We start from the raw sequence: 21,256 nt of genomic DNA, 5'->3' as shown, positions 1-21,256 counted from the left end.
TTATAACCACAATTGACACGAAGAGCACGAAGGAGAGTCCGCTCGAGGAAAGCATCCAGTCGTGCTTCGTGACCTTTGTGTCCTTCGTGGTAAACCAGTGAGGACGTCGGCTATGTCTAGCGACGCGAAGCTCCAGCTCCCCGTGATCGACCACAAGCCTGCCGCGTACAACGGCCCGTCGCGTGAAGAAGTTATTGCGCTGCGGAAGCAGTACGTGTCGCCGGGCGTGATCACGTACTACAAAGAGCCCCTGATGGTGGTCGAGGGGAAGATGCAGTACGTGTGGGACGAGACCGGCAAACGCTACCTCGACGCGTTCGCCGGCATCGTCACGGTCAGCGTCGGGCACTGCCACCCGAAGGTCCTGGAGAAGGTGCACGCCCAGAACGGCGCGCTGCAGCACACCACCACGATCTACCTGCACCCCGGCATCGCCCAGTTTGCCGAGAAGCTGGCCAGCAAGATGCCGGCAGGGCTGTCGCGGTCGTACTTCACCAACAGCGGCAGCGAGGCGAACGAGATCGCCATCCTCAGCGCCCGCGAGCACACCGGCAACACGGACGTGATCGCGCTGCGGAACGGCTACCACGGCGGCACCGCGACGGCAATGGGGCTGACCGCGCACGGCACGTGGAAGTTCAAGTCGAACAATGCCCCCGGCGTCCACCACGCGCACGCCGCCTACTGCTACCGCTGCCCGTTCGGGCTGGAATACCCGAGCTGCGGGCTGAAGTGCGCCCACGACGTTGAGAACGTGATCCGCTACCAGACGCCGGGCGAGGTCGCGTGCTTCATCGGCGAGCCGATCCAGGGCGTGGGCGGCACGGTCACGCCGCCCAAGGAGTACTTCCAGATTGTCTACGAGATCGTGCGGAAGCACGGCGGGATCTGCATCGCCGACGAGGTGCAGGGCGGCTTCGGCCGCACGGGCGCGCACTACTGGGCGCACCAGAACTACGATGTGGTGCCGGACGGCGTGACCATGGCCAAGGGCATCGGCAACGGCGCGCCGCTGGGCGGGTTCACCACCACCGAAGAGATCAGCCAGGTGATGACCAACCGCATCCACTTCAACACCTTTGGCGGCAACCCCGTCAGCATGACCCAGGGGCTGGCCACGCTAGAAGTGATCGACGAGGAGGGCATCCAGGAGAACGCGCTAACGGTTGGCGCCCGGCTGAAGGACCACCTGCTCGAACTGCAGGACAAGCACCCGCTGATCGGCGAGGTCCGCGGCATGGGCCTGATGCTCGGCGTCGAACTGGTCCGCGACCGCAGAACCAAAGAGCCCGCCAACACCGAGGCCGCCGAGGTCATGGAGCAGATGAAGCACCGTGGGGTGCTGGTCGGCAAAGGTGGGCTGTACGGGAACACCCTCCGCATCAAGCCGCCAATGTGCCTGACCGCCGACGACGCGGACTATTTGGCGGCTATGCTGGACGAGGTGCTCCAGAACCTAGAGTAGAATAGCTACAGAGTCACCTAGAGCACGAAGGCGCCGCCGCGGCCCCTTTGTGTCTTCGTGCCTTCGTGGTTCCCCACTCATTCGAGGTAACGATGGCTTCCTTAGCGACTACCGTCAACGGCCTGAAACTCCCCAATCCGTTCGTTATCGCCTCGGGCCCTCCCGGGACGAACGGTAAGGTGATTGGCCGCGCGTTCGACGAGGGCTGGGGCGCCGTGGTGTGCAAGACCGTCAGCCTCGACGCGTCCAAGGTGGTGAACGTGCAACCGCGGTACGGGCGGCTGCGGAGCCGCGAATCGAACGAGATCTACGGCTGGGAGAACATCGAGCTCATCAGCGACCGCCCCTTCGAGGCCTGGATCGACGAGTTCAAGGCGCTCAAGGACTCGCACCCCGACGGCGTGCTGATCTGCTCAGTGATGGAGGAGTACAACAAGGACGTGTGGCAGGAGATCATCGGCCGCTGCGAGGAGGCGGGCGTCGATTCCTTCGAACTGAACATGTCCTGCCCCCACGGGCTGCCGGAACGCAGGATGGGTGCCGCCATGGGCGAGAACCCGGACATCCTGCAGGAGGTGTGCGGCTGGGTGATGGAGGTGGCGACCAAGCCGGTGTGGGCGAAAATGACGCCCAACGTCACGCACATCGAGGACCCCACCCGGGCCAGCCTCCGCGCCGGTTGCGACGGCATCGCCGCCATCAACACTATCCGCAGCGTGATCGGCGTCGACCTTCAGACGCTCCGCCCCGAGCCATCGGTCGAGGGGTACACCACGCCGGGCGGGTACAGCTGCCAGGCGGTGCTGCCCATCGCGCTTCGGATGTGCATGGAGGTGGCGACCGTCATCCGCGACGAGTTCCCCGACGCCACCCTGAGCGGCATCGGCGGCGTCGAGACCGGCGAGGACGCCGCGCAGTTTATCCTGCTCGGGTCCCACACGGTGCAGGTCTGCACCGGCGTGATGAAGTCGGGCTACGGCATCGTGGCGCCGATGAAGGAGCAGCTGCTTGCTTTCATGGAGAGGCACAAGTTTGCATCGCTGGACGACTTCCGCGGGCACTCGCTGCAGTACTTCACCACCCACGCCGACCTGGTGAGGCGCCAAGCCGAGGCCCGGGCCGCCAAGAAAGCGGAGCACGACAAGAAGATGGTTAAGGCCGACACCGAGTGGGACGGCGACGACTTTGTCGATCAGAGCGACGCTCTGGCCCGCGGCTAGGGGCAGGGCGACGGCGATGTGGTTCCTAATGGGCGCCTGGTGAATGGACGTTCGGCGGCCAGTCCGTAGAATTGTCCGCTGTGCCAAGCCAAACGCCACTCTCCGCCGACACATCCGACCTGCGCTTCGAACTGCTAGGCGACGCAGCGTTGCTGGTCCACATCGGCGGCGAAACGGGCGAGCGACGCAGCCTCGCGGCCGCGTTGGTCGAGGCGTGCCGCGATCAGCCGCTGCGTAGCATTTGCGATGTCGTCCAAGCGTTCGACGTCGTGGCGGTTTTCTTCGATCCAGGGGCAGCGGAGCAGGGCGGCGGCGTCGAAAGCTGGGTCCGCGGGCGCAGGGCAACGTTGAACGGCGCGCCGCGCGTGACAAGCCGGACGCACACCTTGCCGGTGTGCTATGACCGCGAGTTCGCACCCGACCTGGCCGCGCTGGCGGCCCACGCCGGCTTGAGCGAAGAGGAGACCGTGCGCCGACACAGCGGGGCAGAGTACACGGTGGGCGCCGTCGGCTTTACCCCAGGTTTCGGATACCTAGAGGGTCTGCCGGCGGAGTTGCAGATGCCCCGCCGAGACACCCCGCGAACACGTGTCCCGGCGGGCGCAGTGGCGGTCGGCGGGACGTACACCGCGGTCTACCCAAACGAGTCCCCCGGCGGATGGAACCTCGTTGGCCGTTGCCCGCTACGGATGTTTGACCCGTTGGGTCAGCCGCCCGCAGTGCTGCAGGCCGGCGATCGGGTGAAGTTTGAGCGGATCGACCGCGACCGATTTGAGCAGCTTGAGGAACACTCGCGATCTCTTGGGTCAAACGCTCCAGATGGAACGCCCGTGTTGCGTGTCGTCTCACCGGGAGTTCAGTCGACCCTGCAGGACCTCGGCCGTCGCGGTGTGCGGCGGTGGGGAGTTGCTGTCGGCGGGGCGGTGGACACCGCCGCGCTCCGCATCGCGAACGCGTTGGTTGGAAACCCCGCCGGCGCCGTTGCGATGGAGGCCACCCTGGTGGGGCCGGTGCTCGAGTGCCTTGCGGACTGCGAGGTCAGTGTCGCGGGGGGCGTGCCCGAAGCCATCGGCGGGTCGCGGCGGCTGTCGCTATCGGTGGGCGACCGGCTTGATCTCCGCGGGCTGACGGGCGGCCGCGCCTACCTCGCGGTGCAGGGGGGATTCGCCGCGTCGACCGTTTTAGGCGGCGCCGGAACCGATCTGCAGGCGGGCTTCGGTGGTCTAGGCGGACGCATGCTGCGAGCCGGGGACTCGCTCCATCAAGCCAACGCGACCGCCGCACAGCGTGCTGATTCCCGTCGTGATTCCGGGCAATTCTTTGTAGGGCGGGAGGCGGACCCCGACGTGACGGTGCTGCGGATCCTGCCCGGGCCGCACCGAAACGCTGTAGACCCCACCCAATGGGAGGCGTTTATCTCAACCGTGTACGAGGTCTCGTCGGAGTCGAGCCGCATGGGGATCCGTTTGAGGGGCCCGTCTTTGGCCTCCGGTGGAATGGGCTACGGCGCGTCATTTCCCGTGTGCCCGGGGGCGATCCAAATCCCCCCTGACGGGCGCCCCATCGTGCTGTCCGCCGATTGCCAGACACTGGGCGGCTACCCCGTGGTGGCTTGTGTTATCGCCGCGGACTTGCCAGTATTGGGGCGGTTGCGGCCGGCCGCGGGTGTTCAGTTTACTGAAGTAACTATGGAGCAGGCAGGATGCTATCGCCTAGCGGCGCAGCGGGAGCTCTCGACCACCCTGGCCGGGGTGGCGTTGGCCAACAGGGATCTCTGATGCGGCAAGTGGACCTGAACGTCGATGTCGGCGAGGGCGCCGGCAACGACTATGAATTGCTGCAGTACGTGACGTCAGCCAACATCGCGTGCGGCGCCCACGCCGGCGGCGAGCAGACGATGCGCGTGACAGTCGCAAGGGCGGTTGAGTTGGGAGTGGCGATCGGCGCGCACCCGGGCCACGCCGATCGAGAGCACTACGGCCGACGCGAATTGCCGCTCACCCCTGCCCAGGCCAAGAGTCTGGTCGCCGAGCAGCTAGAGCGGTTGATGAGAGTGGTCGACCGGCGCAACGGCAGGCTGGCGTACCTGAAGCCCCACGGCGCGCTGTACCACCAGTTGGCCCGCTGCCCCAAGCTTGCCGAGGCCGCCGTCCGCGCCGCCGTTGAAGCAGGCCCGCCGTTGGCGGTGCTGGGTCCGGCGGGGTCGTGCCTCGAGGCCGCCGCCCGCGAGGCGGGAACGCCATTCTTCGCCGAGGCGTTCGCCGATCGGGCCTACCTGTCCAACGGCGAGATCGCCCCGCGTTCCCACCCGGGCGCGCTGTTCGAAGACGAGAGCGAGGTGGTCCGCCAGGCGTTGTCGCTCGCCACCCGACGTGCTGTCACAACCGCCGACGGCGGCTGCCTGTCGGTGCCCTGTGACAGCATCTGCCTGCACGGCGACACGCGCTGGGCGGTCGAGTTCGCCGCCGGCGTCCGGCTGGCGCTCGCCCGCCGCGGAGTTCGCGTCGAAAGCTTCGCTGGGCGCTGCTAGCACTCCGCCCGAGGCGGTTGCGGTCCGCGCGGAACCTGCGCAAACCTTGCCGGTTGTGCCTGCCGGCCGGACCACTGTTTCACGCCTCACGACCGGAACAGCCGTTCCCACCGCGCCAGCCGGCCGATACGGACCATGAGCCCCGGGCAGCGTCGCTGCCGTGGGGTGTTCCGTTTAGGCTTTCACGAGGCTCGTCATGCGGACTTTTAACCCAGCGGTCACTCATCTGGCGGGTTGGTGCTTGGCGCTGGCCGTTGTAATTCATGCGCCGTCGGCAGCTATGGGGCAGGGCCTCGTGCTGCAGGGCGTCGGCACCGTTAACCGCGCGATGGCTGGCGTCGGCACCGCGTTGCCGGTAGACGCCGCGGGCGCCATCTTCCGTAACCCCGCAACCATGACCGGGATGCGGTGCTCCGAGGTCACGTTCGGCGCCGAGCTCTTGCTGCAGACCGAGACGCTCAGCTCAACCTTCCCCGCCGTGGGCAGCGGGTCGACCGGCGCGGAACCAGGCGCGTCGGTAATCCCCGCGGTTGCGCTGGTCGAGCGAGACTTCCGTAGCCCCGTCACGCTTGGACTCGGCATGTACGGCGTGGCCGGATTCAAAGCGAATTACCCGTCTAGTGTCACGAACCCCGTGCTGGCCGCCCAGCCGAACGGGCTGGGACGCGTCTACGCTCAGCTCGAGGTATTCGAGGTGGCGCCCGCCGCAGCCGTCGAGGTGACGCCGCATCTATCGGTCGGCATCTCGCCTATCCTGGCGATGGGGACGCTTAACGCGGCGCCGCTGTTCCTCGTTCCGCCGGACAACGCGAACCTCGATTCGTCCTTCACCTACCCCGATGGGCTGGGCACCCGCTACCACTACGGCGGCGCCGTGCAGCTGGGCGTGTTCTACGACTCGCACTGCAACTGGACGGTGGGGGCCTCGCTGAAGAGCCCGACCTGGTTCGAGGATTTCCGCTTCTTCGCCCAGGACGAGGTTGGCAACCCACGCGTCGACAAGCTGGACGTGGACATGCCGCTGGTGGCCTCGCTTGGCTTTGGGTACACGGGCATCCGCCACGTCGCGTGGGGTCTCGACCTGCGTTACTTCGACTACAAGAACACCAAGGGGTTTGGCGTCGCGACCTACGACGCGTTTGGCGCCGCAACCGGCCTGGGATGGGACAGCGTGTTCTCGGTGTCCACTGCGGCTCAGATCCAGGCCACCGACCGCCTAATCCTGAGGCTGGGCTACACCTACCAGACCAACCCGATTAATGCGGACACCGCATTCTTCAACGTTGCATCGCCGCTGGTCATCGGCCATATTGTCTCACTGGGCGCGACGCTGGATGTCTCGAAGAACACCAGCTTTAACATCGCGTACCTCCACGGGTTTGAGGGCGAGGCCTCCGGGCCCTGGAACCTGCCGGGCTTCGGCGAGATCCCCGGGTCTTCGGTCCGCAGCGAGGTGTCGGCCGACGCCCTCTCGGCGGGCTTCACCGTGCACTATTGAGCCGAAGAGTCTTGGCGATGACGCGCGCAGCAGAGGCAGATCCCGCCCACGTCAGCGGCCCGGCGCCGAGCGGTCAGAAGCTGTTCACCGATGAGGAGTCGCGCAGCCTGGTCCGCAGGAGCACGCTGCGGGGCGTCCTCTACTGCCTGGTGGACGTTGCGGTCCTGGCGGCACTGCTCGCGGGCGCGCTGCTCGCTGAGCACCTCCTCGTCCAGTTGGTCCTGAGCGTGGCGGCCGGCGTGATGATCGGCGTGCTGTTCGTCGTGGGGCACGACGCGGCGCACCAGAGCCTGACCGATTCGCGGACGATGAACTACGTCCTCGGCCAGGTCGCGCTGCTGCCCGCGTTGCACCCGTTCAGCTTCTGGGTAAAGGTGCATAACCAAACCCACCACCGCTGGACGAATCTCAGCCCGCAGGACTACGTGTGGACGCCCCTTTCCCAGGAGGGCTACGAGCGTCTGACGCCGTGGGGGCGGGCGGCCTACCGGTTCTACCGGGGCCCCTTGGGCCCGCTGGGGTACTACCTAATCGAGTTCTGGGGGCGGCGGATCTTCATGCCGTCAGCCGCCGAGAACGGACGCTACACCAAGCCCCAGGTAAAGGACACCGCCGTGGTGCTGGCGGCCGCTGTCGCTTACGCGGCGTTCCTGGGCGCCGGCGGCGGCGGGGAGTGGTTCGGCGCCGGCAAGGCCTGGTGGAACGCGCCGCTGTTTGGGTTTGTTGTGCCGTTCTTCGTCTGGAACACCCTGATGTCCCTGGTGATCTACCTGCACCACACCCACCCCGAGCTGACGTGGTACGACGATCAGGCCGAATGGAAGCGCGACGCGTCGCAGCTGGAGTCCTCGGTCCACGTGATCTTCCCCGGCCCGATCAACGGCTTCTTTCATTGGATCATGGAGCACAGCGCACACCACGTTCGCCCGGCGATCCCACTCTACCACCTGCCGGAAGCGCAGCGGATTATCGAGGAGCGGGCGCCGGGTCGGGTGATTGTGTTCAGGTGGACCGTGGCCGGCCACCTCGAAGTGGTGCGTCGGTGCAAGCTGTACGACTACCGCGCGAAGCGGTGGATGGACTTCGCCGGTTCGTACACCACCTAGACCTAGGCGGTAGGCTGCTCCTGAGTCGAGTCGACTAGTGTCGCGGCCTTCTCGAGCTCGTCGAACAGCAGCTGCGGCTGGATGGGCTTGGTCAGGCAGGCGTCCATCTCGGCGGCCTCGCACTTCTCCCGCACCACGTGCATCGCGTGCGCCGTCATTGCGATCACGCGGGTGTGCACGCCGAGGCGTTGGTCGCGGGCGCGGATGTGGCGGGTGGCCTCCAGGCCGTCCATCACCGGCATCTCGAGGTCCATCAGCACCACGTCGTACTCGCATTGCTCCAATGCCTGCAGCGCCTCGGCGCCATTGTCAGCCGTGGCTACTGTGTGGCCCCGCGTCTGGAGTAGCCCGACGCCGACCTGCTGGTTGACCTCGCTGTCGTCGACCAGCAGTATTCGGAGCGGGCGGCAGTCCCTATGGTCGGGGAGTTGCGTGGCCGCCGCCGCTGGGGCAGCCATCTGCAGCGCTTCGATCGAGGCGTTGATCAGGTCGTGGCTCGTGACCGGCTTGGTCACCCGCACGCCCTGCAGGGGGCGTTCGGGGTCGTCGACCCAATCGATCGGGGTTAGCCACAGGGTGTCCCATTGGTGGCGTTGGGCCAGCGGCGTCCACTCGGCGACCAGGCGGCGTCCGAGGTTCTTCCGGTTGGTGAGGTCGATCACCGCGAGCCGGGCCGCGTCGTCCGGGAGCGCGCCGGCGGCCGCCGCCAGCGAAGCGCCCGGGGCGACGACCTCCGCCTCGGCGCCGTACCTCCCGAGGGCTTCCAGGTAGAGCTGCTGCGCACTCTGGCAGTCGCTCAACACGACCGCACGCACGCGGTTCAGCGAGTCCGTCTTCTTCTGCGACGCATCCGATGGGGCCGGTGTCTGGAGCGGGATCTCGAACAGGAAGGTGGAGCCCACGCCGACCTCACTCTCGAGCCAGATCCGGCCGTCCATCAGCCCCACGAGCTCGGTGGAGATCGACAGGCCCAGGCCCGTGCCGCCGTACTTGCGGGTGGTGGACCCGTCGCTCTGCTGGAACGCGGCGAACACCTTGGCCTGCTTGTCCTCGGGGATGCCCGGCCCGGTGTCGCGGACGGAGAATCGCAGCACCCAGCCGCGGCGGAGCTTCGGCACGATCTCGACCGACACCACGATCTCGCCCTCTTCGGTAAACTTGACGGCGTTGCCCACCAGGTTCACGATGATCTGACGGAGCCGGTTCGGATCGCCGATGACCACCGGCGGGGCGGCCGACGCGATGTGGCAGAGCAGCTCGATCTGCTTCTTGGCGGCCGCCGCCGACATCAGCTTCACAGCGTCCCCGACTACCGACCGCAGTTCGAAGTCGATCTGCTCGATCTCCATCTTGCCCGCCTCAATCTTGGAGAGGTCGAGCACGTCATTCAGCAGGGTGAGCAACGCCTCGCCCGACTGCCTCACGGTCTTCAGGTACGATTCGAGCTGCGGAGACAGGTCGGACCGCAACGCCAGCTCGGTCATCCCCAGGATGCCGTTCATTGGGGTGCGGATCTCGTGGCTCATCGTGGCGAGGAACTGGCTCTTGGCCTCACTGGCGGACTCGGCCGCCTGCATCGCGACCCGCAGCTCGTCCTCTTTCGTTCGCAGCTCGGTCGCGACTCTCACGAGCTCCTCGTTCGACTCGGCGAGCTCACGGGCCTTGCCCTCCGCGGCGGCGGTGCGTTCGGTGACACGCGCCTCGAGCGTTGCGTTGAGGTCCTGCAGCTGCTGGAACCCCTCGGAATTCTCAAGCGCGGCGCCGGCGATCGCGGCGATAAACTCCGCGATCCGCAGCTCGTCTTCACCAAAGAGGTTGTCAAGCTCGGCGTGCGCGACGAGCATCATAGCGGAGATGCGGCCCCGCACCAGGATTGGGGCCGCCAGGCACGAACCCTGCGACCGGGGGCTCCCGTCTGCGTTGAATAGCGACGCCAGTCGGGGTCCCCAGCAGCTTGCCCCGGTGACCAGGTCGCGGTAGTGCTCGGGGTCCAGCAGCTGCTCTCGGTTTGCGGACGCGTCGTGCAACGCCTTCTGCGATGCGTCCGGGTCGCTGTCCCAGATCACACACTCCTGGCCCCGCAGCAGCCGGAGGGCGGCCGCCTGTGTCTGCTGAAAAATGGCGTTGGCGCCTAGCGATGACGCGATGCTCCGGCCCGAGCCCAGCACGGTGTCGAATCGGTCAATGAGCGACAGGGACGCGGCCTGCTGTGCTGCTTCGGACGAAGGAGCGTCGCCGCGGGCTTTGATAGCGAGCAGGTTGAGCGTCCTCTTCGCCGAGGCGAGCCGCGCGGCGGCCTTGGCCCAGCCGAGCGGTTCGCCGATCCGGCCGTACGCCTCGAGGCAGAGGGCGAACTCGTGCCTAGCGCGGTGCTTCTTGGCGATGTTGAGGGCTCTGATGAGCCTCCGCTTCGCGCGGCGCGGCCGCCCCATCATCGCGTCCGCAATGGCGGCCTCGCGGAGGAGCCGTGGCACGTCGTTCCGGCACGCCCACGACTCGAACAGACCGTGTCCCGCCGCTTGGAGGGTGCTCCGGAGGAACAGCTGGCGCCGGCGGTGGTCCAGCGGAGAGGTGTGCTCGGCGCGCTGGCGCTCGGCGGTGGCGAGCCACGCCAGCAGCGGTGTCGTGTACGCGTTCTTGACGCCCCGTCGGTGGGTCATCTCCAACGCCTCACGCAGCACCCGGATAGCCTCTTCTTCGCGTCGTTGCCGGATCAGCCACACGGCCTCCGCCAAGAACACCTGCGCCGACCCCTGGGTGTCGAAGCGGTCTCGCTGGAGCTCGAGGTCGAGTATCTCACGGTCGAGGTCGCCGCCAGACGCGCGCACCCAGACATCGAGATTGATCCCCGACGCCTGCCAATCCCCGGTCAGCAGACCAGACTGCCGGTTGCGTTGCGCCTCGTCGATCGCGGCCGCAAAGTCGCCCAGGTGGTAGAGCGACGCAGCAATCTGGTACCGCGCGGTGTGCATCTGTTGGAAGTCGCCCATCTGCTCCAGCAGCTTCACCGACTTGCTGCACTTGGCGATGCAGTCGTTGAAGCGGGAGGCCGCGTACAGCACCACACCCCAGTAGTGGAGCGTTTGTCCCTGGCCCCAGAGGTCATCCTGGGCGATGCGGATCTCTAAGGACCGACGGCAGTACGCCTCGGCGCGTCCGGTCATCGCGAACAGCGTCATCCCGACGCCGTGCGACGAGTACGCGTCAGCCAACTCGGCCGTGGGGAGGTAGCGCTCGGCCTCATTCATCCCGGCCAGGTGCGCCCAGAAGACGCGCGCCCGGTTGCTTGCGTACCAGTAGGCCTGGGTGAGGCCGCTAAGGAGCTGCAGCTTCAAACGGACCGACGCGTCGGGCAGCCGTTTCCGGCGGTGCAAGAACCGAGACGGCGCCACCGTGTGCAGCACCTGGACCACGCCCTGAAAGGCGAGCATGATCGCGCAGGTCACGATGCTGCGTGGCACGCGGACGCGCAGCCGACGCAGCGCGGCCTCGTACTCGTCGACCGCGACGTTCATGTCGCCCCGCTTTACGCTCAGCTCAGCCAGCTTGCCCCGTATGGAGGCGCGGGCGTGGTCTCCGTCAGCCAGTGGGCTGGCCTGCGTGAAGCACCGGAAGGCGTCGTCGTACCTTCCCTTCAAGAGGAAAACGTCGCCCAGCCCCTCGTAGATGCGGTACCTGGTAGTGCGATCGTCTGCGGGGACGCCGCGCTCCGCTATGCGGTACTGGTCCTCGGCAACCTCGAGCGCGAATCTTCCCCGTGCTTCGATCGCCGCCTTCAGGGCGAAGTTGAGCGCGGCGCGCGAGTCGCCGCACGCGTCGAAGTGGTGTGCGATATCGGCGGCGTTGGCGCCCTCGATACCACACATCAGCACCGCGGCCTGGCGGTGGATGTGCCGTTCACGCCCATCGCCCAGGGCGTTGAGGACGGCCGCCCGGATCTTGTCGTGGACGAAGACGCACTGGCTGCGGTCCGGGCGGACCCAGATCAAGCGACGCTCCTTCGCCTCGTCGAGGGCCGCCACGAAGTCTTGAGGATCGACGCTCATCAGATCGGCGGCGAGCGCCAAGTCAAACTCCTTGCCGAGCACAGCGCCGACCGACAGCAGGTCGGTCGCGGGTTGGCTCAGGAGCTCGACACGCCGGCTGAGCAGGTCGGCAGCCTGGTCGGATGATTGGCAATCGGCCAGCCGTTGCTCGTCTACCTCCCAGCCGTTCGGCCCGGCGGTCAAGGCGCCGCACTCGTTCAGACCCCGCAGCACCGCGGAGGCCATAAACGGGCTGCCGTCCGCCAACCGAGTGACGACATCGATAATCTCATCGGGCAGACCGGCTGCCATGGACGCGACAAGGCGCCGCACCTCGGCGGTTGTGAGCGGAGAGAGGGCGATCTGTCGAGAGGCGTTAGTCTTGCGGAGGGCGTGGTCCGGCGGCGCCTCCTCGGACCTGAATGCTGCGACCACCAGCACGTGCACGCCCCCGCTCTGCTCCTGCAACGACCAGTGCCGTAGCAGCTTGAGGGCCATCTCGTCTGCCCACTGGCAGTCATCCAGGAACACCAAAGCCGGGCGGTCTGCCGTTCCGAGGGCCGACAGCAGGGTGGCGAGGGCGCGGATCGCCCGCGACTCACCAAACTGCTCGGGCGCCGCGGCGCCTTCGCCGCCGCCCACTAAGGGGGCCAGGCGCGGGAGGATCGCCGGGAGCGTCATGGCCTCGGACCGCAGGGCCTCGCTCAGCTCGTTGGCGATGCCGGGCTCGGTGCTAGTCTTCGAAAGGATGTCGGTGACGACGCCGTCCAGCACCCCCAGGTTGCGCCGCCCCGAGTCGTTGGTCTCCTGGCCGCTGAGCACCCACACGCCCTCCCGCCGTGCGAGCTGCGCGAGTTCGGTCTTCATCCGTGACTTGCCGCCGCCCGAGGGCGCCTCGAGGAGCGCCAGACCGCCGACACCCCGCTTGGCGTCGCGGATTCCTTCGGCTAGTGAGTTGAGCTCCGCCTGCCGCCCAACGAACTCGGGCTCGGAAATGACGCACTTCCGCTCGCCCACGCCGACCACAACGTCAGGGTCCTTGTCGCCCTGGCGGTACGCTTCCAAGATCTTGCGAACGTCGGACAGCACCTGCTCCGCCGATTGGCTCCGGCCGCGTGGATCCTTTCGCAGGAGCTGCTCGATTACACGCTCCATCGCCCGTGGCACAGAGCGTACGCCACGCGAAGCGAGCGACGGCACCGGCGCTGTCATGTGTTCGAACAGCACCTGGCCGATATCCGTGTGCCGGAACGGGAGCCCACCGCTAGCGGCCTGGTAGAGCAGGACGCCGGCCGAGTACAAGTCGGACCACGGCCCGGTGTCGTACTCGATTGCCCCGGCCGCCTCGGGCGAGCAGTAGTGCGCGTGCAGCAGGGCGACCCGATCGCCGCTCTGCGCCTGTCCCGTCGGAGGGACGTCGAAGCCCTCGAGCACCGCCTGAGAGGCGTCGCCGCCGGGCAGCACTACCGCCCCGGCGGTGAGGACTCCGTGGACGACTTTCAGCTCGTGGAGGGCGTGAAGCCCCTCAAGCAGCCTGCACGCCAGCTCCAGGAGTTGCTCGGCGTTCAGGGGGCCGGTAGCGAGCACCGACTCAAGTGAGCTTCCGTCGGTGTGGCGGAAGATCGCAACGCGTCGGTCCTCGAACGACTCCCACTCCAGAAGCCCTGCAACGCAGTCGGTGTGGACGCGTCTGAGGTACGCCGAGTCGCGGTCGAGCCTCAGACGCTGCCCGTAGGAGATCGAAGCGTAGTCGAAGACCTTGACGACTCGGCGAGCCTCGCCGTGTCGTTCCTGTCCGACCAACACGCTAACTTCGGGGCGGGTGCTGACCAGTCGCAACGCCGAGAACCGGTTGGGAAACGCCTCGTGCACCGAACGCACCACGTCGGGCGATACGCCTTCGACATACGCGCAGGACGTCGCGGAATCGTCCAGCGGGTTGGAGTTGTCGGTCATCGGGGGCGCGGGTGGCCGGTGCGTAGATGGTCCTATTCAAGAAAGGTTAAGTCGCAGAACGCGTTGCATGGTCGCTGCGCAACCGGACGGCGGAGTGTGAGCAGCGAGTGACTGGTAGGTTTAACCGGTAGTGTCGATTGCGCCGACACTGTGCACGCTCAGCAGGCATCGGCAAGTTGACTGTGAGTAAAGAAGCTTTGAGTCTTGTAGGGCGTGTCCGGTTAGTGGGCGCAAAACCGTAGCACGGTTGCAAGCGGCGCTGGTCGGATTTTTGTTGCAGGACGAACTGGTGACAACTATAAACGAATCACTGTCCGCGGATGCGCGTGGCGAAGCGATCATCAGTCGTCAACGCGCGCCGACGTCCCGCGCACCATTGGCGCTGCTCCTCATAGCCAACGACCAAACGAGACCCCGATATGCCGACCGTCGACCAGAGCAAGCTGATCGAAACGTTCTTCGCCACCGATGTTGCGCGGTTCACGTCAGGGCTCGATTCGATCGCTCAACGGTTTGGCGTCGACACCGAGCCGGTGCGTGGCGCCGAGTACTCCTCGCTGTTGGAGCTGCTGTCGGGCGTACGCGCAGCGTGCCGGCGGCTCGAGGAGCAACTGGCCGGCGACGACGTCACGCTCCGTGACGTTCAGCAGCGCTACCAGGACTCGATTGAGCCCTGGTTTTCCCAAAGCTGGCTGATGAACCACGCCCGCACAAAGCCGCAAGGCTACGCAGGCGACTACGCGATGCTGACGTGCATCTATGAGGGCGAGCCACGTTCCAAGGGGCTCGGGGGGCTGCTCGATCTCTTCTTCCTCGACACCGAGTTGGGCAGGGCCGTCCCCGCGCGCAAGGAGGCACTGCAAGACTTCTTAGCGGCAGAACTCAGCACCCGCGAGCCTGGGATTAAGGTGCTGGACGTCGCGTGTGGCCCCTGCCGCGAGTTCCAGGATGGCGTGCCGTGCCCCGCTGACGCCGACGTCACGGTGACGTTTGTCGACTATGACGAGGACTCGCTCGAGTTCGCCGAGCAGACGCTGCTATCGCAGCCCAGCCCCTTCGAGTTCAGTTTCGTCCGCTACAACGCCCTGCGGATGCAGTCGCCGAAGCGGTTCGTTGAGGAGCACGGGCTGTTTGACGTGGTGTACAGCGTCGGCCTGTGCGACTACCTGAGCGACCGTCAGCTGATCGCGATGTTCAAGGGTTGGAAGGCGATGCTCAAGCCCGGCGGCGTGTTGTATGTGGCGTTCAAAGACCGGCACAAGTACGACAAGACCGACTACCAGTGGCTGACCGACTGGTTCTTCCTAGAGCGAGACGAGACCGATTGCCGGAGGCTGTTCGCGGACGCCGGTTTCAAGGAAGGGGAGGTTGTGATGAAGCGGGACGCGACCGGCATCATCATGAACTTCGACGCGCGTTCGGAGGCCTCGCTGCGCATCGATCGGCCGCACGCCGTCGGCAGCCCCAAGCTTACTGCCGAGACGCAGGCCGCGCAACAGAACATCGGCGGCTGAGGCTCGTTCTGTGCTTGGTGAGTAAGCAGAACCCGGTGCGGTTCAAGTAGTCGCAACGCGGATGGAGTCAGACGCCGCCAGCAACCGCGGGCGCGTTGACGGCCGAATTGATCTCGGAGTCGGCGTCCTGCAGCGCCTCTTTGATCCGCACAAAGTCCTGCTCGCACTGCAGGAAGGCGTCGACCACGCACGGGTCGAACTGCGTGCCCCGGCCCTCGAGGACGATCTCCCTCGCTTTCGCGTGGGGCATCGCGTCCTTGTAGACGCGTTTGGTGGTCAACGCGTCGTAGACGTCCGCCAACGCCATGATACGGCCCGAAAGCGGGATATCGTCTCCGGCGAGTTGATTCGGGTAGCCTGTTCCGTCGTAGCGTTCGTGGTGTGTCCACGCGATGTCGCGGGCGACTTGGAGGAACGACGCCGAGGGGTGCGACGCGAGGGCCGCGTCCAGCGTGCGGCCACCGATGACCGTGTGCTGCTTCATCCGGTCCATCTCTTCGGGCGTCAGCCGGCCCGGCTTCAGCAGCACGTCGTCCGGAATCCCCACCTTGCCGATGTCGTGAAGCGGGCTCGACAGGTACATCATCTGGATGAAGTCGTGGTCCACCTGCGAGCTGAACCGCTCGTTCTGCATCAGCCGCTGGCTGAGTATCCGCACGTACTCGCGGACGCGTTCCAGGTGGGCGCCGGTCTCGGGGTCACGGGATTCTGCGAGCTTGGCCAGCGTGAAGATTACCAGGTCGCGGCTCTCAAGCGAGACGACACGCTCGCCGACCTTCATGCGGACCCGCAGTTCCGCCGCGTCGAATGGCTTGGTGATGAAGTCGTCGGCGCCGGCCTGCAGCCCCTCAACGAGGTTCTGGGAGCCGGATCGGCTCGTCAGCAGGATCACGTAGACGTAGCTGCTTACCTGACGGCTGCGGATCCGCCGGCAGAGCTCGAGCCCGTCCATGTGGGGCATCTGCCAGTCGGAGATGACGATCCGGCAGTCGTTGTTGCGGAGCAACTCCCACGCCTCGGCGCCGTCCGAGGCGACCAATACCTCGTAGCCCAACGAAACAAGCACACCCTCGAGGATGAGGGCGCTGCTCTTGTCGTCTTCGGCAATTAGGACTTGCATGGGATGCGTTCCTCTCGGGACGCCACCTCCGGCGTAGCCGGCGGCGGGTCAGAGCACCGATTCCTCTAGGCGTTTTAGTTCGTCGGCGATCGTCGCGGCCAGTTCCCGCTTCTGCTCACGGTCGCCCTCGGCCGAGAGCGACTCCATTGACTCCAGCAGCCCGGCCAGCGACTCCGCCCCGACGTTTCGGGCGGCGCCTTTCATACGGTGGGCAAGCTGGGACACGGCCTCCGAGTCGTCGAGCTCGATCGCCTGCTCGAGGTTGCTGTGACTGGTAGGGAAATCGTCGAGGAACGCCTCGATCGCCCGCTCCGCGAGGTCGAGGTTGCCCAGGCAGCGTTGCAGCAGGGCGTCGAGATCGATTGCCGGCGTTGCTGTGGAGGGAGGCATGGGGCTTGGCAGGCGACGGGTGTTCGGATCGCGGAGGGGTGAGTGCTCTGGTTTGCGACGCGCGTTCGGGCTGCTCGCGCCCAAAACGCGGGGCTCCGTGCCCTCTGGATATGCTATTGGAAGCTTAGGGTGGGGTAATTACTTGTCAAAGCAAGGGCCGCCAGCAGAGGGCGAACCGCACGCCGGCGGTAGGGCCTGTCGCGTTGTAGTGGATGCAGCGATTGCGCTGGTTGGTCCGCGGCGCCACCCAGTGGAGGGACCTTGCCGGAGCCAGACCGCTGTTTCTGGTCGCGATCCGGGGGAAAGTGAGGACAAGATGGTCGCCTTGACGGACGGCAGCGAATTCTCATGATGGCCTTGTGCGGCGTCGGACCAGGCTTGCTGCGGACGCTCTTGTACTTCAACTCTCAGTGGCGGCGACCTATGTGGGCAACGGTCCTTGCAGCGCTCTCCGAAGGCCAGGCAGGCGATGTTGCGGGCCGTGTGGCCCAAGCCATTGTCGACCAACCCGGGGTAGAAGCCGTCACCTTGCTGCGGGCGGCGCCGCCCGATTGGGAGGTGCTGGCCGCGGTAGGGAAGACGGCCCCCGTAGAGCTGGCGGCCGAGGCGCTGGACGCAGGTCGCACTCGCGATGATGGGGAGTGGTCCGCGGCGCCGCTAGCGGGCGTCTCGGACGTGCTGCTTGTCCGGCCCGCCGTGGCGGACGATGACCTCTCCTCGTTGGCGGGACTGGTCGGCCACTGCCTGTCAGCGGCAAGAAAGCTGCAGCTGCTGGAAGGCGAGGCGGAACGGGCGTCGACGCTGCTGGAACTGGTGCACCAGTGGCGGAGGTCCAACGACCTGCAGCAACTTCTGCAAGACATGGCCGACGCCGCCTGCCGCTTGTTCGATTCAGACAGGGCCAGCATCTTCTTGTGGGACCGGAAGTCCGCGACGCTGGTCGGCCGCCCGGCCATCGGCATTGAGGGGGGCGAGCTGCGCGTGCCCGACAACTCAGGGGTGGTCGGCGAGGTGCTGGCGAGCGGCGAACCGATGCGGGTGTCGCCTGGGCACGACGCGAACGCGATTGACCGGACCACCGACGAGCGGACCGGGTACCGCACCCGGTCGTTGCTGGCCGTCCCGCTTGTAACCGCCGAGCAGGACAAGCTCGGGGTATTTGAGCTGATCAACAAACGCGGCCGTCCGGGGTTTTCCGCCGAAGACCAGCAGGGGTTGATCGAGTTTGCGGAGCACGCTTCGGCCGCGCTGGCGGCCACCCAGGAGTTCGAGACCCTGCTGGAGCGTCACGAGCAATACGTGCAGCAGCAGTTCGCCGGCGTCGAACTGGTGGGCGAGTGCCCCGCGATCCAGGCGTTGAGATCGACCATCCAACGCGTGGCCGACACCGACCTCTCCGTGTTGATCCTGGGGGAGAACGGTTGCGGCAAGGAGGTAGTCGCCCGGTTGCTCCACTACAACAGCAGCCGCCGATCGGCGCCGTTCGTGGCGGTTAACTGCGCCGCTATCGCCGAGACCCTGCTGGAAAGCGAGCTCTTCGGTCACGAGAAGGGCGCCTTTACCGACGCCCGCGAAACGCGGCCCGGCAAGTTCGAGCTGGCGGATGGCGGGGCGCTGCTGCTCGATGAGATCGGCGACATGAGCCTGTCAGGCCAGGCGAAGCTGCTGCGGGCGCTCGAGGAACGCAAGGTAGTGCGGGTAGGCGGCTCGGTCGAGATCCCCACCAACGTGCGTGTGCTGGCCGCGACCAATCAGGATTTAGCCAAGCTGGTCCGAGAGAAGCGATTCCGCGAAGACCTGTACTTCCGGCTCAACGTTGTGACGCTGGAACTGCCACCGCTGCGGCAGCGCGGGGATGACCTGATGCTGCTGGCCGACAACTTCCTCAAGCAGTTCTGCCGCGCCGCGGGTCGCCCGGCGCCGAAGTGGACCGCCGAGAGCCGCAAGCTTATGGCCGCCCACCGCTGGCCGGGCAACGTCCGCGAGCTTCGTAACATGATGGAGCGGCTGGCGTACCTATCCACCGGGGAAAAGATCGAGGCCGGCGACCTCGCGTTTATCGCGGCGCCAAACGCGGGCGGCGAGTCGCTGCTCGATCTGGGCCTACCGCTCTCGCAGGCCACCGAAGAGTTTCAGCGGCGCTACATCACCGGTGCGATCGAAGAGTCTCGGGGCAACGTCAGCGAGGCGGCCAAGCGGCTGGGCGTCTACCGCACCAATCTGTACCGCAAGATGAACTCGTTGGGGATGTCGGGCGACGACCGCTCGGACGAGTGAATCTGCCAGTCTGGGCCTGGCCGTTGCTAGACCCGGTGAACCGCCAGGCGGGCCTCGATCGCCTTGTCGATCTGCTCCTCGAGCAGGTCGATCGGACAGGGCTTGTTGAGGAACGAGAACACCTTGCCGCTGGCCATCGCCGTGTCGCGCGTGGCGTCGTCGCAGTTGCCGGTCAGCACGATGAACGACGTGTTGGGGCTCATCTCGCCGGCCTGGCGGATCAACCACATCCCGTCTCCGCCCGGCATGCGCATGTCGGTCACGACGACAGCGAACTTCTGCTCGCTCAAGAGCCGTAGCGCTTCCTCCGCGGAGTACGCGGTGGTGATGTCGTAGGTGGTGCTAAGTGCGCGATTAAGCGACTTCAGCACAATGCCTTCGTCATCGACAAACAGGACTCGGCTGGTCATGGAACGCGCGCTCCGGAATCGATTCTTCGCCCGTCTCAGAACTGTGGCAGAACCGTGATCGGCCACACATTAAGAACTTACCTCTCCACGGCGTTCGTCACGCTTGACTGGCGGATCAGCAACGGAAAACCGACGCGCCGGCCACCCCTCCTTTCCGGCGTATCCGGGACATCCGCACCGCTCAGCCAGTTGGGTGATGACGGTACGCAGCGAATGGACTCGCATCAAACGCTGAGAAACCACCCGCACCGCGAACCGGCGAGCCGTGGCGCCGGTCGCCCTTTGAGCTGTCGCCCGTCCCGCATAGAATGCGGGCGACCGGATGCAACGGTCGCGACGCCTTTTCACTTCCTGCAACGGAGCCCGAACGTGACGCTCAACGAATTCCACAACGAGGTCGCCCGCCGGACCGACACCGCCAAGACCAAGATCAACGCCGCCGAGACCCGCCGCGTCATTTCCGAGGCGTTCACCGTTCTGGCCGGGATGAGCGCTCCCGAGTCGTCGGCTCTGATCGCGAAGGCCTTGGCTGCGGGCGCCAAGAAGACGGCTGCGACGAAGAAAAAGAAGAAGTAGCCCCCAACCGACCGGCGCCAGACGAACCAGCATGCCCGGTCACGCCGAGCCACGTTCCGCCTACCTGCATGTGCCGTTCTGCGCACACAGGTGCGGCTACTGCAATTTCGCCGTCATCGCCGGGCGTGAGGACCTTGCCGGGGACTACGTGCGGGCTATCGAGGCCGAGCTCGCAAGTCTAGGCCGTCCGCGTCCGGTCGAGACGCTCTACTTCGGCGGTGGCACGCCCACCCGGCTCCCGCTGGAGTTGCTGGAGCGGCTCTGTCAGGTGACGAGAGGCTGGTTCCCCCCTGAGCCTGGCTGTGAGTGGACCGTCGAGGCTAACCCGGTTGACGTCACTCAGGACCTGCTCGCGGTGCTCGTCTCATGCGGAGTGAATCGGCTTAGCCTCGGTGGTCAGTCGTTCCAGCCGGGAAAGCTGTCGCTGCTGGAACGCGACCATGACGCCGGCCAGATTGCGCGGGCCGTGGACCTCTGCCAGGAACACGGTCTGGAGTGCTCGCTTGACTTGATATTCGCCGCTCCGGGCGAGACGCTCCGTGCCTGGCGGGGGGACGTGGACCAGGCGATTGCGACCGGCGCCGGGCACGTTTCGACGTACGGTTTAACGTTCGAGAAGGGAGCGGCGTTCTGGTCCCGCCTTGTCGGCGGGGACCTGGCCGAAGTCGATGAGGACCTGCAGCGCGAGATGTACCTCGCGGCAATTGACGGGTTGTGCGAGGCGGGTTTCGAGCACTACGAGGTCTCAAATTTCGCCCGGCCGGGGCGTCGGAGCCGGCACAACCAGGTCTACTGGTCGGGCGCGGGCTGGTACGCGGCGGGGCCCGGGGCGGCTAGATATGTGGATGGCGTCCGAGAGACCAACCACCAGAGCACCACGACCTACCTCCGACGCGTCCTGGCCGGCGAGTCGCCGGTCGCCTTCCGCGAGGAACTCACTGCGGAGCAGGAGGCCCGCGAGCAGCTCGTGTTTGGGCTCCGGCGAATTGAAGGCGTAGAGCGGTCTGAGTTCGCGGAGAGGACCGGCTTCTCGATAGACCAGCTTGCCGCGGGGCAGGTAGATCGGTTCTGCGAGCTCGGGCTGCTGGAGGATACTAAGGACCGGCTGCGTTTGACGCGCGAGGGCCTGCTGATAAGCGACGCCCTGTGGCCCGAATTCCTCTGAACCT

14 protein-coding genes are annotated in these 21,256 nt (G+C 66.3%); 10 read left to right on the top strand and 4 right to left on the bottom strand.

Annotated features, from left to right (window positions below; translation table 11 throughout):
* Positions 1 to 112: 112 nt before the first annotated feature.
* The 6 genes from KOR34_RS13605 to KOR34_RS13580 all read left to right on the top strand — a co-directional run bounded on the left by KOR34_RS13605 (position 113) and on the right by KOR34_RS13580 (position 7,819).
* Entirely contained in the window at positions 113 to 1,465 is a 1,353-nt protein-coding gene (locus tag KOR34_RS13605; protein WP_146565108.1) for an aspartate aminotransferase family protein, read from the top strand.
* Between the two features lie 92 nt (positions 1,466 to 1,557).
* Positions 1,558 to 2,685, top strand: coding sequence for an NAD-dependent dihydropyrimidine dehydrogenase subunit PreA (gene preA, locus KOR34_RS13600; RefSeq protein WP_146565107.1), 1,128 nt, complete (start codon positions 1,558 to 1,560; stop codon positions 2,683 to 2,685).
* Between the two features lie 80 nt (positions 2,686 to 2,765).
* On the top strand, positions 2,766 to 4,463 hold the full coding sequence (gene pxpB, locus KOR34_RS13595) for a 5-oxoprolinase subunit PxpB (RefSeq protein WP_197531396.1): 1,698 nt from the start codon (positions 2,766 to 2,768) through the stop codon (positions 4,461 to 4,463).
* Entirely contained in the window at positions 4,463 to 5,215 is a 753-nt protein-coding gene (locus tag KOR34_RS13590) for a 5-oxoprolinase subunit PxpA (RefSeq protein ID WP_197531395.1), read from the top strand. Before pxpB ends, KOR34_RS13590 begins: the two co-directional genes overlap by 1 nt.
* 280 nt (positions 5,216 to 5,495) lie before the next feature.
* Positions 5,496 to 6,713, top strand: a complete 1,218-nt coding sequence (locus tag KOR34_RS13585) for an OmpP1/FadL family transporter (protein WP_197531394.1) — start codon at positions 5,496 to 5,498, stop codon at positions 6,711 to 6,713.
* A 17-nt stretch (positions 6,714 to 6,730) separates the two neighbouring features.
* Positions 6,731 to 7,819 carry a fatty acid desaturase gene (locus KOR34_RS13580; RefSeq protein WP_146565103.1) on the top strand — a complete coding sequence of 363 codons (1,089 nt, stop codon included), beginning with the start codon at positions 6,731 to 6,733 and terminating at the stop codon, positions 7,817 to 7,819.
* 2 nt (positions 7,820 to 7,821) lie between these two features.
* Here KOR34_RS13580 and KOR34_RS13575 read toward each other — a convergent pair whose 3' ends face one another.
* Entirely contained in the window at positions 7,822 to 13,800 is a 5,979-nt protein-coding gene (locus KOR34_RS13575) for an ATP-binding hybrid sensor histidine kinase/response regulator (RefSeq protein ID WP_146565102.1), read from the bottom strand.
* A gap of 419 nt (positions 13,801 to 14,219) precedes the next feature.
* Between KOR34_RS13575 and KOR34_RS13570 the strand changes: the two genes are divergently transcribed.
* Positions 14,220 to 15,314, top strand: a complete 1,095-nt coding sequence (locus tag KOR34_RS13570) for a class I SAM-dependent methyltransferase (protein ID WP_146565101.1) — start codon at positions 14,220 to 14,222, stop codon at positions 15,312 to 15,314.
* A gap of 67 nt (positions 15,315 to 15,381) precedes the next feature.
* Here the strand turns inward: KOR34_RS13570 and KOR34_RS13565 are convergent, their stop codons facing one another.
* A complete protein-coding gene (locus KOR34_RS13565; RefSeq protein WP_146565100.1) occupies positions 15,382 to 16,434 on the bottom strand; it encodes an HD domain-containing phosphohydrolase in 1,053 nt (350 codons plus the stop codon).
* Between the two features lie 48 nt (positions 16,435 to 16,482).
* Complete coding sequence (locus tag KOR34_RS13560) at positions 16,483 to 16,824, bottom strand: Hpt domain-containing protein (RefSeq protein WP_146565099.1); 342 nt, start codon at positions 16,822 to 16,824, stop codon at positions 16,483 to 16,485.
* A gap of 483 nt (positions 16,825 to 17,307) precedes the next feature.
* On the opposite strand from KOR34_RS13560, the gene KOR34_RS13555 reads away from it, so the two are divergent.
* Positions 17,308 to 19,101: a sigma-54-dependent Fis family transcriptional regulator gene (locus KOR34_RS13555; RefSeq protein WP_146565098.1), complete on the top strand. Its 1,794-nt coding sequence runs from the start codon at positions 17,308 to 17,310 to the stop codon at positions 19,099 to 19,101.
* A gap of 26 nt (positions 19,102 to 19,127) precedes the next feature.
* Here KOR34_RS13555 and KOR34_RS13550 read toward each other — a convergent pair whose 3' ends face one another.
* Positions 19,128 to 19,511, bottom strand: a complete 384-nt coding sequence (locus KOR34_RS13550) for a response regulator (RefSeq protein ID WP_146565097.1) — start codon at positions 19,509 to 19,511, stop codon at positions 19,128 to 19,130.
* Positions 19,512 to 19,565: 54 nt separating this feature from the next.
* On the opposite strand from KOR34_RS13550, the gene KOR34_RS27150 reads away from it, so the two are divergent.
* Both KOR34_RS27150 and hemW read left to right on the top strand, forming a co-directional pair.
* A complete protein-coding gene (locus tag KOR34_RS27150) occupies positions 19,566 to 20,087 on the top strand; it encodes a hypothetical protein (RefSeq protein WP_228714604.1) in 522 nt (173 codons plus the stop codon).
* Between the two features lie 31 nt (positions 20,088 to 20,118).
* Positions 20,119 to 21,252, top strand: a complete 1,134-nt coding sequence (gene hemW / locus KOR34_RS13540; protein ID WP_146565096.1) for a radical SAM family heme chaperone HemW — start codon at positions 20,119 to 20,121, stop codon at positions 21,250 to 21,252.
* Positions 21,253 to 21,256 lie beyond the last annotated feature (4 nt).

Origin of the sequence: Posidoniimonas corsicana, assembly GCF_007859765.1 — a bacterium.
Lineage (GTDB): Bacteria > Planctomycetota > Planctomycetia > Pirellulales > Lacipirellulaceae > Posidoniimonas > Posidoniimonas corsicana.
Note: the sequence above shows the minus strand (reverse complement) of the source record. Positions and strands in the feature narration are given on the sequence as shown.

What these genes read in the sequence shown, in the direction of transcription:
- KOR34_RS13605 (WP_146565108.1), top strand. Translation starts at nt 113, where the DNA reads ATGTCTAGCGACGCGAAGCTCCAGCTCCCCGTGATCGACCACAAGCCT.
- preA (WP_146565107.1), top strand. Translation starts at nt 1,558, where the DNA reads ATGGCTTCCTTAGCGACTACCGTCAACGGCCTGAAACTCCCCAATCCG.
- KOR34_RS13590 (WP_197531395.1), top strand. Translation starts at nt 4,463, where the DNA reads ATGCGGCAAGTGGACCTGAACGTCGATGTCGGCGAGGGCGCCGGCAAC.
- KOR34_RS13585 (WP_197531394.1), top strand. Translation starts at nt 5,496, where the DNA reads ATGGGGCAGGGCCTCGTGCTGCAGGGCGTCGGCACCGTTAACCGCGCG.
- KOR34_RS13580 (WP_146565103.1), top strand. Translation starts at nt 6,731, where the DNA reads ATGACGCGCGCAGCAGAGGCAGATCCCGCCCACGTCAGCGGCCCGGCG.
- KOR34_RS13575 (WP_146565102.1), bottom strand. Translation starts at nt 13,800, where the DNA reads ATGACCGACAACTCCAACCCGCTGGACGATTCCGCGACGTCCTGCGCG.
- KOR34_RS13570 (WP_146565101.1), top strand. Translation starts at nt 14,220, where the DNA reads ATGCCGACCGTCGACCAGAGCAAGCTGATCGAAACGTTCTTCGCCACC.
- KOR34_RS13565 (WP_146565100.1), bottom strand. Translation starts at nt 16,434, where the DNA reads ATGCAAGTCCTAATTGCCGAAGACGACAAGAGCAGCGCCCTCATCCTC.
- KOR34_RS13560 (WP_146565099.1), bottom strand. Translation starts at nt 16,824, where the DNA reads ATGCCTCCCTCCACAGCAACGCCGGCAATCGATCTCGACGCCCTGCTG.
- KOR34_RS13550 (WP_146565097.1), bottom strand. Translation starts at nt 19,511, where the DNA reads ATGACCAGCCGAGTCCTGTTTGTCGATGACGAAGGCATTGTGCTGAAG.
- hemW (WP_146565096.1), top strand. Translation starts at nt 20,119, where the DNA reads ATGCCCGGTCACGCCGAGCCACGTTCCGCCTACCTGCATGTGCCGTTC.